Below are 13050 nucleotides of genomic sequence, written 5' to 3' on the forward strand. Positions count from 1 at the left end.
GAGCCAGGATCAAACTCTCCAAAGAATTTGATATAGCTCTTTAAAAATGACGAAGCTTGCGCTTCATTCAAAAATTGTAAAACTTTTTTTGCCTCATCGTTCAGTTTTCAAAGTTCGTTTGTCGCTCATTGGCGACTCTTAAAATAATACAAGTCATCGACACAGTTGTCAACCACTTTTTTTATTCTTTTCCGCTGCCATCAGCGGCAACGTTTATTACTTTACCGCATCCCTAAATAGAACGCAAGACTTTTTGCAAAAGTTTTTCTAAAAAAGTTTTTAGTCTCTTTAAACCGGCAACATTCTCCATAGAAAAACCTCTCGTCTGTAAGAACGAGAGGTTAAAATGATTCTTTACTGTTGGTGTCTCATCGTCGGGAACAATAGAACATCACGAATCGATGGTGCATTCGTCAACAACATGACGAGGCGATCGATTCCGATTCCAAGACCGCCCGTTGGCGGCATTCCGTATTCGAGTGCCTCAAGGAAATCGTTATCCAATTCATGGGCTTCGTCATTCCCTGCTTCTTTCTCAAGAAGTTGAGCTTCGAAACGCTCACGCTGATCAATCGGATCATTCAATTCCGTGAAGGCGTTAGCATGTTCACGACGAACGATGAACAATTCAAATCGATCCGTGAAGCGTGGATCTGTATCGTTCTTTTTCGCCAATGGCGATACTTCGACAGGGTGACCGGTGACAAACGTCGGTTGTAACAATGTTTCTTCGACTTTCTGCTCAAAGAATTCATTGACGATGTGACCGAATGTCATATGGTCTTGAATCTCGACACCGTGCTCTTTTGCAAGCGCCCGTGCATCTTCATCAGACATCTGTTGCCAGAAATCGACGCCTGTTTCTTCTTTAACCAAGTCGACCATGTGCGCACGTTTCCAACCGACAGCCAAATGAATCGTATCTTCTCCATATTGAACGTCCGTCGTGCCAAGAACTTCTTGGGCTACGTGAGCTACGAGTTCTTCTGTCAAATCCATGATGTCATTATAGTCCGCATACGCTTCATACAATTCAATCATCGTGAACTCTGGGTTATGACGTGTTGAGATCCCTTCATTACGGAAGACACGGCCAATCTCATACACGCGCTCGAGACCACCGACAATCAAGCGCTTCAAATGAAGCTCGATGGCGATCCGCATATATAATTCCATATCAAGTGCATTATGGTGCGTCAAGAACGGACGGGCCGCCGCTCCACCTGCGATTGTATGCAACATCGGCGTTTCGACTTCCAAGTAACCGCGATGGTTCAAGAAATTCCGAATTTCCGAGATGATCCGGCTACGCAGAATAAACGTTTGACGCGAATCGTTATTCGTAATTAAATCCAAATAACGTTGACGATAGCGTTGCTCAACATCTTTTAAGCCATGATATTTATCAGGAAGCGGACGAAGTGCTTTTGTTAAGAGTTCGAACTCTTCAACATGAATCGACAATTCGCCGACGTTCGTCTTGAACAGCTTCCCTTTCACCCCGACGATGTCACCAAGGTCAGATGATTTGAATAAATCGAACGGTTCGTCACCTACGTCATTTTTACGCACGTAGATTTGGATTTGTCCTGTGACGTCTTGGATGTGGGCAAAGAAGACTTTCCCTTTTCCACGTTTCGTCATGATTCGTCCGGCAAGCGTCACTTCGACGTCTTGTTCGGCCAAGGCTTCTTTTTCAATTGCCTCATATTGTTCATGTAATTCACCGGCGTGGGCAGAACGTTCGAACCGACGTCCGAACGGGTCAAGCCCTTGTTCACGCATCTCGGTCATTTTTTCAAACCGAACCTGCATTTGGTCATTCATTTCCAACTCGTGACTCACTACTCCATTCACTCCTCTATACGTATTGGGGATGTCTAATAAAAAACTGTCAGCCTCACGGCCAACAGCACAGCCTAAACCGTTTGCTTGTGTGGTTCACTTTTTCGCCAAACAAGCTTACCACAAATCAATTTTTTTCACTAGTTCACACTTCTTGCATTTGTCGCTCGAGCTGTTCCACAAAATGATACAACACGATGCCAAAAGCATCTCGCGATTCCGTTTCGTTGATTTGCTTCCGAACCGGGCCGCTGCCTTTCAACCCTTTCAAGTACCACGCCGCATGTTGACGCATCTCGCGAACGGCCGTCACTTCTCCTTTGATGGCAATCAAGCGATCGAGGTGCAACATACAGATGTCGATTTTTTCACGCGCCGCTGGTTCTGGCGGAAGATCACCCGTCTCCAAATACTGCACCGTTTGATACAGCATCCATGGGTTACCAAGCGCTGCCCGCCCGATCATGACGGCATCGACACCATAGTGATCAATCGCATGTTTTGCTTCTTGAGGTGTCGAGATATCGCCGTTACCGATAATCGGAACCGTCGCAATCTTCTTGGCTTCGCCAATCCAATCCCAGTTTGCGGTTCCTTCATATTGTTGAGACCGCGTACGACCATGAATCGCAATCGCCGCCGCTCCTCCGGATTGAGCCGCCCGAACATTGTCGAGAATATAAATATGGTCTTCGTCCCAACCGAGGCGCATTTTGACCGTGACCGGCTTATCCACCGCATTCGAGACGGCGTTCACCATCTCGTAAACTTTGTCCGGGTCAAGCAACCATTTGGCACCCGCCTCACACTTCGTGACTTTTGGGACCGGGCAACCCATATTGATATCGATGATGTCCGCATTCGTGTTTTGATCTACGTACTGGGCCGCTCTGACGAGTGTATCTTTCGAACCGCCGAAAATTTGAAGGCTGAGCGGCTTTTCCCGTTCATCGACGTACAGCATCCGGAGCGTTCTTGCGTTCTCCAATAAAATCCCTTTATCGCTGACCATTTCAGCACAGACGAGTCCCGCGCCAAATTCTTTAGCGATCAAACGAAACGCAGGGTTTGTCACTCCGGCCATCGGGGCAAGGACGGCGCGGTTCTTTATATCGATGTTACCAATTTTGAACCCTGACACTTCTCCACTTCCTTTGCTAACGTTAAACCGAGCTGACTAATGATTGTAACGGCCCGAGACGGACGACATCTTGTCGTTCCGACGCAGGAAGGGCTTCTAGCAACGCCCGCACCGTCATTCCCTTTACCTCGACCGCCGGAGCAATCTCCGCGAACGGGGCAAGGACAAAAGCGCGTTCATGCATCCGTGGATGCGGAACAGTTAACTGCTTCGATTGTATATCTTCGCTGTTATAGACCAAGATGTCAAGGTCGATTGTACGCGGTCCATTCTTGAATAGTCGTTCTCTCCCTAGATCCCGTTCAATCTGTTGGAGTTGAAGCAAGGCTGCTTCCGCAGAAAGCGACGGCTCGACTTCGACGACCATATTATAGAAGGATGGCTGATCTGTGTATCCGACCGGTGCCGTCTCATATACGGATGACTCTTTCGTCACCTGAAGACCGTTTACCGCCATCGCTTGAATCGCTTCTGCCAGATAGTTGGCACGCTCCCCAATGTTCGAGCCCAGCGCTACGTACATCATACGTTCCGTCTCCGTGTCATCTCAATTGCGACTGAGTCATAATGACCCGGGATGGGCGGGTCCGGCTTGATCACTTTGACGGTGACGCTTTGAATCTTGTCGCTGTGGGCCAAAACAGCCGTCGTAATGCGCTCGCCTAGCGCCTCAAGTAGATTGACTGGCTCCCCGGTGACGATGTCTTCCGTCAATTGATAGAGACCGGCGTAGCTGACCCCGTCTGATAAATCATCCGATTGTCCAGCCGGCGCCAAATCCAACTCACACATCAAATCGATGTTAAACCGTTGACCGAGTCGATTCTCTTCTGCAAACACACCGTGATAGCCGTAAAAACGCATCCCATTCACAAACATCTTATCCAATTTGTCCGCCTCCCAGCATCGCGTCCATCATGAGTGACGCTCGTTTATTCTCTCGTACGTCATGGACCCGAATCCACGCACAGCCTTTCATGATGCCTAGACACGTCGTCGCCAGTGTCCCTTCCAGTCGTTCTTCGGTCGGTAAATCAAGCGCTTGCCCGATAAATGATTTCCGCGACGTTCCGAGTAACACCGGATAACCGAGGTTCGTGATCACATCGAGTCGATTCATCAACTCCATGTTTTGCGCATAGTCTTTCGCAAAGCCGATTCCCGGGTCTAACCAAATCATCTCATCCGGCACACCTGCCGCTTGAGCGATTTCAATCGATTCATACAAGTCACCGACGACCTCCTCAATGAAATGGCCATAATTTCGATTGTCGCGATTGTGCATCAAGATGATGGGAACGTTAAACGCCCGTGCCACTTGTGCCATCGATTGATCGCCCCACTTCGAGCCCCAGACGTCATTGATGATATCGGCCCCGGCTTCTAATGCTGCCTTTGCCACCACCGGTTTGTACGTATCGATCGAGATGAGCACGTCGAGCTCTTGCTTCAGTTGACGAATGACAGGAACGACTCGCTCGATTTCTTCTTCCGCCGAGACGAACCGGGCTCCCGGCCGTGTCGATTCCCCGCCGATATCAATCGCGTCCGCTCCGTCTTGAACGAGTTGCTTGGCGTGAGCGACCGCCTGTTCGAGCGCCGTATACCGTCCTCCGTCCGAAAACGAATCCGGTGTCACATTTAAAATTCCCATGATTTTTGTCATCGCGTTTCTTCCCTCTCAATCGCATGCAATAAGACAGACCAACATGCTTTAAATTTTGCCCCGTCTTTTCCTGGATAACTGTTCCCGGCATAGTCTGTGACCGGAGCAATCTGTTGAACCGAATTGGTCAACCAAATCTCGTCTGCCTGTGTAAGTTCAGCAAACGTCACATCACGTTCCTTCACATCAAACGTATCCATCACCCAACGTCGCGTGACCCCAGCCAGAGGTCCCGTCGCGAGCGGCGTCGTCCAAAGTTGGTCAGCTTCGACCCAGAAGATATTCGAGACAAGCCCTTCTACGACATGTCCTGAGTCATCGGCGAACAGTCCTTCCGCCTCCCGATCAACGAGCATGCGCTTCCCTAATATATTGTTCATATAATGATGGGATTTTAAGCGGAATGCTGCTTCGGGCCGACTTCTCGGAAACGGGATGGCTTCCAGCCGTTTTTCCGTGGGCTGGAACGATTCCGGTAACGGCTTGACGAGCAGTGTCACGTTCGGACGAGTGTAGCGTCCGTCGTAGAGTCCAAGTGGCGCCACCCCCGCGGACACGTTCAAGCGCACATACAGGTTCGGGGTCCCGTTTTGACGAACGACATCTTGAATCGCCTGTTCGATTTCTTGTTTCGTGTAAGGAAGGTCGATCCATAGTTCTGCTAAGCTCTTTTCGAGACGTTCCCAGTGAAGATCAAACAAGAACGGGGTGCCATTGAACGTTCGAAACGTCTCGAATAGGCCCATCCCATATAAAAATCCGTGATCTTCCACCGGAATCGTTACTTCAGAGCTGCCTCGCAGTTCGCCGTTATGCCAAAGCCACATGACGATACACCTCGACGAAATTACGAATCATGTCTTTGCCGTGTTCTGTCAAAATCGCTTCCGGATGAAACTGCACCCCTTCAATCGGTAACGTTTCATGCCGGAGTGCCATAATCTCTCCCAGGCTCGTCTCGGCCGTGACTTTCAAGCACGACGGTAACGCATCTCGTTCAACCGCGAGCGAATGGTAGCGTGTCACGATTGTCTGTTGCGGGATGCCGTTAAACAGCGTGTTTCCGTCATGTTGAATCGCTGACGTCTTGCCATGCATGAGCCGCTCGGCATGGACGACTTTTCCGCCGAACGCTTGAGCAATCGCTTGATGTCCGAGACAGACGCCAAGAATTGGGATGCGACCGGCAAACGCCTGAATCGCATCGATGCTGATACCCGCCTCACTCGGTGTGCACGGACCAGGCGAAATGACGAGATAACTTGGGGCGAGCGCTTCAATTTCCTCGATTGTGATGTCATCGTTACGACGGACGACGAGTTGTTCACCGAGCTCCCCAAAGTATTGAACTAAATTGTATGTGAACGAGTCATAGTTATCGATGAGTAAAATCATACCGTCGTCTCCGTCCTTTCTTTCGCCGTCCATAGCGCTTTCGCCTTGGAAAGTGATTCGGCGTACTCCGCTTCAGGATCCGAATCAATCACAATCCCGGCACCAGCCTGAACATGGGCGATTCCGTCCTTGACGACCATCGTCCGAATCGTGATGTTGAACACGAGGTCATCATCCCAACTAAGCCAGCCGTATGAGCCGGTATAAATCCCGCGTCGGACCGGTTCGAGTTCTTCGATGATTTCCATCGTCCGGATTTTCGGTGCCCCGGTGATGGTGCCGCCCGGGAACATCGCGCCGAGTGCTTCGGCTCCCGATATGCCGTCCCGCATCAAACCGCGCACGTTCGAGACGATATGTTGGACGTGCGAGTACTTCTCGATGACCATCAGCTCATCGACATGCACTGTCCCGTAAGCCGCGACTTTGCCCAAGTCGTTTCGTTCAAGGTCGACGAGCATGACGTGTTCGGCCCGCTCTTTCTCATTATCGAGCAGCGTCCGAGCCAGTTCCAGATCTTCCGCCTCATCTCGTCCTCGTGGTCTCGTCCCAGCAATCGGGCGGGTCGAGATGGCGGCGCCATGTTTCTCGAGCAACAGTTCCGGCGAAGCCGACACCATCGTGAGCGAACCGTCAACGAAATAACCCATATACGGTGAAGGGTTCACTTTCCGGAGCGTGTCGTAGATGTGACGCGGGTGTGCGAGTAGCGGTTCCGACTGCCGGACGCTCAAGTTCACTTGGAACACATCGCCCTCGACGATGTAGTCTTGAATCTTTTGCACCGCCGTCACGAAATTCTCTTGTGACAATGAACGTGAACGTTCGAGCGTTCCGCTCGCGACCTGTGGGAACGAATAGTGCGTCTCGGTGTGCCAGAGGGCGACAAAGCGATCGAGTTTCACTTCTAACTGATTGTCCGTCGTAACGAGCATATATAAAAGTGATTCTTCTTCATCGAAGACCGCTACTTCATCGAACAGCAAGAACGAGACGTCCGGTGTCGCCAAATCGTCTGCCGCTTGCCGCGGTAAACGTTCGAGCGTTCGGGCTACGTCATAGCTTACATAGCCGATCATCCCGCCAAAAAACGGGGGAGCGCCAGCTGGCCGCTCGGTGGCGTACCGGGTCCGGATTGTTTCGACGATGTCGAGCGGGTCACCGTAAAGTGTTTCCGTCGCCTCTGATGTCTCGAACGTTCCGACCCCATCTTTCACGTGAAGCGTAGCGAACGGTTCAATCCCGGCCATTGTATAGCGGCCGACGCGTCCGCTCTCTAACCACGCATAATGCTTCTTCCCTTCCGTCAATGTCATATATGTGTCGTACATCTTCTCTTTTGTCATACTCATGGTTTTGAACGCTGTTTGTCTCACGCCACATTCCCCCGTTCCACTGATTCATGCCTTTAATTGTACACAAGAAAAGGCAGTTACCGAAAGAAGTTGTCTCCCGGTAACTGCCGTTTGTTTACGAGCGTACGCTATCTGATTCTTCATCGAATTGATAGAGCGGTGTGCTGAGGTAGCGTTCTCCGTTTGACGGGATGATTGCCAGCACGTTTTTCCCTTTGCCGAGACGTTTCGCCGTATCGACAGCCGCTGCGATCGCCGCCCCAGATGAGATGCCTCCGAGCACGCCGTTCGTTTTGGCCGCAAGACGTGCGTATTCGAACGCCTGATCGGTCGTGATTTGAAGGACACCTTCATAAATCTCCGTATCTAGAATCGACGGGATGAACCCGGCCCCGATCCCTTGGATTTTATGCGGGCCTGGTTTACCACCCGACAAGACCGGTGAATCGACCGGTTCGACCGCTAGGATTTGAACGTTCGGATAGTGGGCTTTCAACACTTTACCCGCTCCCGTGATTGTTCCACCTGTCCCGACGCCGGCGATGAACGCATCGACTTGAAGGCCTGACGCATCGAACGCGTCGACGATTTCAGGTCCTGTCGTCATCTCGTGCACGTTCGGGTTAGCTTCATTGTTAAACTGCTGCGGGAGGAAATAACCGTTTTGTTCAGCCTCTTCCGTCGCACGGCGAATCGCTCCGCCCATCCCTTCAGGACCCGGCGTCAAAATGAGTTCGGCACCGTAGCCACGAAGCAAATTGCGACGTTCCATGCTCATCGTTTCCGGCATGACCAAAATCGCTTTATAGCCTTTGGCCGCACTGACCATGGCGAGACCGATTCCCGTGTTCCCACTGGTCGGTTCGATAATCGTATCTCCTGGTTTCAAGACCCCTTCTCGTTCAGCCGCTTCAATCATCGCGAGCGCAATCCGGTCTTTTACGCTAGAGCCCGGGTTCATATACTCCAATTTCAAGTAAACCGTGGCATCTTCAGCGCCAGTCAATCCATTCAACTTCACAATCGGTGTCTTTCCAATCAAGTCTGTTACTGAATCTACGATACGCATTTCATTTCCTCCTCCATAATTCCGACTATTCCGATATTGTAATCATACCCTATCAGATTCAAAATATGCAATTTGGAGTAAAGCGGTCAACGTGCTTGTTGTTTCATCGTTTCTAATTGTTCCGCCGAGAAGTGGTATTTCTCGCCGCAGAAGTGACAAACCGCTTCAGCGCCGCCATCCTCTTCAATCATGTGACGAATCTCTTCGGCACCGAGCCCGATAATCGCGCTTTCCATACGGTCGCGGCCACATGTGCAATTAAATTGAACCGGTTTTTGATCCAACACTTCGAGGCTGTCGCCAAGGAGCATATGGAGCATTTCTTCCGGTGTTTTCTCTTCACCGATGAGGACCGACACTGGCGGGAACGTCTTGAGCGCCTGTTCAAGCGCTTGAATCGTCTCTTCTGACGCATCCGGCATCAATTGAACGATAATGCCACCGGCCGCAAGAATCGATTCATCTTCTGGAAGGACGAGCACACCCGCACCGACGACTGACGGTACTTGTTCTGACGTCGCAAAGTAGTACGTGAAGTCTTCGCTAATCTCACCCGTTTGAATCTCAGACGAGCCGCCGACAAAGTCTTTCAAACCGAGGTCTTTAATGACCGAGATCGTCCCGCGTCCGACGGCTTCACCGACTTTCAACTTCGTCAAACCGTGATCATTCACAAACGTGCCGCCTTCGACACGAGGATGTGACACGTAACCGCGCACGTCTCCCGCCGTATCGGCATCGACGATGATTTTCCCAATCGGTCCATCGCCTTCGACTTTGAGCGTCACGCGAGCGGCGCCTTTTTGCATCGCACCGATCATCGTCCCGATCGTCATCGTGCGACCGAGCGCTGCTGAAGCGACCGGTGTCGTCTGGTGACGGAGTTGCGTTTCAAAGATCGTTTTCGTCGTCCGGACGGCAAACGCGCGGACTTCCCCGTTGAACCCGAGGGCACGGACGAGGTAATCGGCTTTCATTTGGTCAAGTAATGCTTGTTGTTCTGGTTGAATCATATCGAGTAACTCCTTTAAGTTTATTTCTGGTTGCGCTCATAGATGAGACGAAGCCCATCGAGCGTCAAAAATGAATCGACGACATCAATCGTCTCTGCATGCTCGCTAATCAAACGCGCGAGACCGCCCGTGGCAATCACGGTCGCTTCTCCGACTTCACGCTTCATACGACCGACAATGCCATCGACTTGTGCGACATAGCCGTAATACGTCCCGGACTGCATCGCTTGAATTGTATTTTTCCCAACGACCGTAGGCGGTGTCGCGAGCTCGATGCGCGGCAGCTTGGCCGCCCGTTGATAGAGCGCCTCGACCGAAATCATGATCCCCGGTGAAATGATGCCTCCGTGATAACGGCGGTTCTCATCAATATAGCAGTACGTCGTCGCCGTTCCGAAATCGACGATGATGAGCGGTCCATCATACTTGGCAATTCCAGCAACCGCGTTGACGATGCGGTCCGCTCCGACTTCACGCGGATTATCAACATGAATGTCGAGACCGGTTTTTACGCCGGGACCGACGACAATCGGTCGGACGTTAAAGTAGCGCTGCGACATCTGCTCGAGCGGAAAGATGACCGGCGGAACGACCGAAGACAGAATCACACCGTCAATCTGATCGAATGAGACGTTCGAATGATCGAACAGTGATTTCACGAGCATGCCGTATTCATCGGTCGTTTTCGTGCGGTCTGTCGAGATGCGCCAATGATGGACGAGTGTCTCGCCGTCATACATCCCAAGGACAATATTTGTATTCCCAACATCAATCACTAAAATCATGATAGCGTTCCTCACTTTGTTGTCAATTACAGTTCGCTCGAATTATAACACGAAAAAAGACGAATGCCTTGTTTAGGGCATTCGTCTCTTACACTTACCGTGATTCGTTGTTCGGGCGTTCCGTCGGTGTCGCTTCCGGCTTATCGCCTTCAGGGACAACATCCGGCTTCGCTTCTTGAACGACTCCAGGCTGATCGATGACTTGTCCGTGCTTGACGGCCGCCTCATCTTTCTTCGCTTCGTCGCTTGCATCATCTTTCGATGGTTGAGACGGCTCTTCCGGTTCGTGCGGAAGATATTCGCGCGTCTTAATCAAGTGACGAATCTGTTTCGAATCGAGCGTCTCGACTTCGAGCAACGTCTTCGCGACGAGTTCGAGATCGTCTCTACGATCCGTCAAGATTTGTTTCGCTTTCGCGTAACAACGGTTGATGATATCACGAATCTCGAGGTCGATGTCTTGTGCAATCGCATCCGAGTAGTTCTGTTCCGTTTGGAAGTCACGGCCAAGGAAGACTTGTCCACCATGGTTTGACCCAAGTTGGAGCGGCCCGAGCTTGTCGCTCATCCCGTAATCCATGACCATCTTCCGGGCGATACCAGTCGCACGTTGGAAATCATTGCTTGCTCCTGTTGACACTTCACCGAAGATGACGTCTTCCGCCACGCGGCCCCCGAGGAGACCGACGATTTTATCTTCAAGCTCAGGTTTCGTCATGAAGTAGCGATCTTCTTTTGGAAGCATGACGACATAGCCGCCTGCGTTACCGCGAGGAACGATCGTCACTTTATGCACTTCATCTGCATTCTCAAGTTCAATCCCGATAATCGTATGACCCGCTTCATGATAGGCGACGATTTGTCGTTCTTTCTCCGAGATGACACGGCTCTTCTTAGAAGGACCGGCGATGACGCGGTCAATCGCTTCCTCGACATCCACGACTGATACCGCTGAACGGTCAGACCGGGCTGCGACGAGCGCCGCTTCGTTCAATAAGTTTTCAAGGTCAGCACCTGAGAATCCAGGTGTCCGCTGCGCAATCGACTTCAAGTCGACTGTCGAATCAAGTGGCTTGTTGCGGGCGTGAACTTTGAGGACTGCTTCACGGCCTTTAACATCCGGACGATCAACCGTGATTTGACGGTCAAATCGACCTGGGCGAAGAAGGGCCGGGTCAAGAATATCCGGACGGTTCGTCGCGGCAATCATGATGATCCCTTCGTTGTCACTGAATCCATCCATCTCGACAAGAAGTTGGTTAAGCGTTTGTTCACGCTCGTCATGTCCACCACCGAGGCCAGCGCCACGTTGACGTCCGACCGCATCGATTTCATCGATAAAGATGATACACGGTGCGTTCTTTTTCGCATTCTCGAACAAGTCACGTACACGTGACGCCCCGACACCGACGAACATTTCGACGAAGTCAGAACCTGAGATTGAGAAGAACGGTACACCGGCTTCTCCTGCAGCTGCACGAGCGAGCAATGTTTTACCAGTTCCCGGAGGACCGACAAGCAAGACACCTTTCGGAATCCGTGCCCCGAGTTTCGAGAACTTACGTGGGTCTTTCAAGAATTCAACGACTTCGATGAGCTCTTGCTTCTCTTCATCCGCTCCGGCAACGTCTTCAAACGTCACACGGCGCTTCTCTTGGTCGTATAGTTTGGCCTTCGATTTCCCGAAGTTCATCACACGACCGCCACCACCGCCACCTTGGGCTTGGTTGAGCAAGAAGAAGAATAAGATGAAGATGATGATGAACGGTAAGATCGCGAATACGATGCTGAACCAGCTACCACTCGACTCTGCTTCTTCGATTTGGATGTCGGTATCCGCGCGAAGTGACGAGAGCACTTCGGCGTATTCGGCCTCGTTGGCCGGGATATTCGTTTCAAAACGCTGATCTTCGTCTCCTGTTAGATCTCCTGTAATTGAGATGGCTCCCGGAATTTCTTGTACGGTTGCCGTTTCAATCCGACCTTCTTCCACATATTCCAAGAACTTCGAATACGTGAGCGTCTCGCTCTGGCTATTCGGGTTTTGTAAATATTGAAGGAACAAGATCAAGGCTAGGAAAATCACACCGAAAACTAAGGTGTTTTTCACTGCACGATTCATTCTCTGCCTCCTATTCCGAGAAACGATGTTCTCGCCCATTCAGTATATGTGTATACTTTGGGTATTTCTTTTATCTTAACACGACGCATTTTCAAAAGAAAAACGTTAGCCCCCGTAAATGCTCGGCTTGAGCACACCGACGTACGGAAGGTTACGATATTTCTCTTCGTAATCGAGACCATAGCCGACAACAAACTCGTGCGGAATAACGAAACCGCTATAATCTGCCGACAATCCGTTCTTGCGGCCCGTCGGTTTATCGAGAAGCGTCACGATTTTAACCGATTTGGCTTTGCGGTACTTGAGCAGGTCGACGAGATAGCCGAGCGTGAGTCCACTATCAATGATATCTTCTACAATCAAGATGTCGCGTCCTTCTACAGATGTATTTAAATCTTTCTCAATTTTAACTTCACCCGTCGATGACGTTCCGCCATGGTACGTCGACACGTCCATGAAATCCATTTCTAAATGGATGTCCATTTCTTTGACGAGGTCTGACATGAATGGCATCGCACCTTTTAACACGCAGACGAGGAGTGGAAACTCTTCTTTATATTCTTCGCTAAGTGTTGTAGCGAGTTCTTTCACTTTACCTTGAATCTCTTCGCTTGAAATCAGTACTTTCTCCATATCGTTCATTAATGACATCTTAAAAT

The 13050-nt window shown here is 50.7% G+C and carries 13 protein-coding genes; all 13 read right to left on the reverse strand.

Annotated elements, in window-relative coordinates; all coding sequences use genetic code 11:
* Positions 1–354: 354 nt before the first annotated feature.
* Entirely contained in the window at positions 355–1845 is a 1491-nt protein-coding gene (lysS, locus tag KNP95_RS15015) for a lysine--tRNA ligase (RefSeq protein WP_021068200.1), read from the reverse strand.
* Positions 1846–1990: 145 nt separating this feature from the next.
* Positions 1991–2929: a tRNA dihydrouridine synthase DusB gene (gene dusB / locus KNP95_RS15020; protein WP_051627769.1), complete on the reverse strand. Its 939-nt coding sequence runs from the start codon at positions 2927–2929 to the stop codon at positions 1991–1993.
* Between the two features lie 79 nt (positions 2930–3008).
* A complete protein-coding gene (gene folK, locus KNP95_RS15025) occupies positions 3009–3512 on the reverse strand; it encodes a 2-amino-4-hydroxy-6-hydroxymethyldihydropteridine diphosphokinase (protein WP_021068198.1) in 504 nt (167 codons plus the stop codon).
* On the reverse strand, positions 3509–3874 hold the full coding sequence (gene folB / locus KNP95_RS15030; protein WP_021068197.1) for a dihydroneopterin aldolase: 366 nt from the start codon (positions 3872–3874) through the stop codon (positions 3509–3511). The genes folK and folB overlap by 4 nt, the downstream gene beginning before the upstream one ends.
* A complete protein-coding gene (folP, locus tag KNP95_RS15035) occupies positions 3867–4652 on the reverse strand; it encodes a dihydropteroate synthase (RefSeq protein WP_021068196.1) in 786 nt (261 codons plus the stop codon). Before folP ends, folB begins: the two co-directional genes overlap by 8 nt.
* A complete protein-coding gene (locus KNP95_RS15040; protein ID WP_029594413.1) occupies positions 4649–5479 on the reverse strand; it encodes an aminotransferase class IV in 831 nt (276 codons plus the stop codon). The genes folP and KNP95_RS15040 overlap by 4 nt, the downstream gene beginning before the upstream one ends.
* On the reverse strand, positions 5463–6047 hold the full coding sequence (gene pabA, locus KNP95_RS15045; RefSeq protein ID WP_029594412.1) for an aminodeoxychorismate/anthranilate synthase component II: 585 nt from the start codon (positions 6045–6047) through the stop codon (positions 5463–5465). The genes KNP95_RS15040 and pabA overlap by 17 nt, the downstream gene beginning before the upstream one ends.
* Positions 6044–7423, reverse strand: coding sequence for an anthranilate synthase component I family protein (locus tag KNP95_RS15050; protein ID WP_214838161.1), 1380 nt, complete (start codon positions 7421–7423; stop codon positions 6044–6046). Before KNP95_RS15050 ends, pabA begins: the two co-directional genes overlap by 4 nt.
* Positions 7424–7517: 94 nt before the next feature.
* Entirely contained in the window at positions 7518–8471 is a 954-nt protein-coding gene (gene cysK / locus KNP95_RS15055) for a cysteine synthase A (RefSeq protein WP_021068192.1), read from the reverse strand.
* Positions 8472–8557: 86 nt separating this feature from the next.
* Positions 8558–9484 carry an Hsp33 family molecular chaperone HslO gene (gene hslO, locus KNP95_RS15060; protein WP_051627654.1) on the reverse strand — a complete coding sequence of 309 codons (927 nt, stop codon included), beginning with the start codon at positions 9482–9484 and terminating at the stop codon, positions 8558–8560.
* Between the two features lie 20 nt (positions 9485–9504).
* Positions 9505–10269 (reverse strand): type III pantothenate kinase, encoded by a 765-nt coding sequence (locus KNP95_RS15065; protein ID WP_021068190.1) that lies wholly within the window; start codon positions 10267–10269, stop codon positions 9505–9507.
* Positions 10270–10363: 94 nt separating this feature from the next.
* Positions 10364–12391 (reverse strand): ATP-dependent zinc metalloprotease FtsH, encoded by a 2028-nt coding sequence (ftsH, locus tag KNP95_RS15070; protein WP_214838164.1) that lies wholly within the window; start codon positions 12389–12391, stop codon positions 10364–10366.
* Positions 12392–12496: 105 nt separating this feature from the next.
* Positions 12497–13042 (reverse strand): hypoxanthine phosphoribosyltransferase, encoded by a 546-nt coding sequence (gene hpt, locus KNP95_RS15075; RefSeq protein ID WP_021068188.1) that lies wholly within the window; start codon positions 13040–13042, stop codon positions 12497–12499.
* Positions 13043–13050 lie beyond the last annotated feature (8 nt).

It is taken from the genome of Exiguobacterium sp. s36 (assembly GCF_018618345.1).
Taxonomy (GTDB): domain Bacteria; phylum Bacillota; class Bacilli; order Exiguobacteriales; family Exiguobacteriaceae; genus Exiguobacterium; species Exiguobacterium chiriqhucha.

Coding starts and splice junctions, on each gene's coding strand:
- folK (WP_021068198.1), bottom strand. CDS start 3,512: ATGATGTACGTAGCGCTGGGCTCGAACATTGGGGAGCGTGCCAACTAT.
- hpt (WP_021068188.1), bottom strand. CDS start 13,042: ATGTCATTAATGAACGATATGGAGAAAGTACTGATTTCAAGCGAAGAG.
- KNP95_RS15040 (WP_029594413.1), bottom strand. CDS start 5,479: ATGTGGCTTTGGCATAACGGCGAACTGCGAGGCAGCTCTGAAGTAACG.
- hslO (WP_051627654.1), bottom strand. CDS start 9,484: ATGATTCAACCAGAACAACAAGCATTACTTGACCAAATGAAAGCCGAT.
- KNP95_RS15065 (WP_021068190.1), bottom strand. CDS start 10,269: ATGATTTTAGTGATTGATGTTGGGAATACAAATATTGTCCTTGGGATG.
- cysK (WP_021068192.1), bottom strand. CDS start 8,471: ATGCGTATCGTAGATTCAGTAACAGACTTGATTGGAAAGACACCGATT.
- pabA (WP_029594412.1), bottom strand. CDS start 6,047: ATGATTTTACTCATCGATAACTATGACTCGTTCACATACAATTTAGTT.
- folP (WP_021068196.1), bottom strand. CDS start 4,652: ATGACAAAAATCATGGGAATTTTAAATGTGACACCGGATTCGTTTTCG.
- dusB (WP_051627769.1), bottom strand. CDS start 2,929: ATGGCCGGAGTGACAAACCCTGCGTTTCGTTTGATCGCTAAAGAATTT.
- ftsH (WP_214838164.1), bottom strand. CDS start 12,391: ATGAATCGTGCAGTGAAAAACACCTTAGTTTTCGGTGTGATTTTCCTA.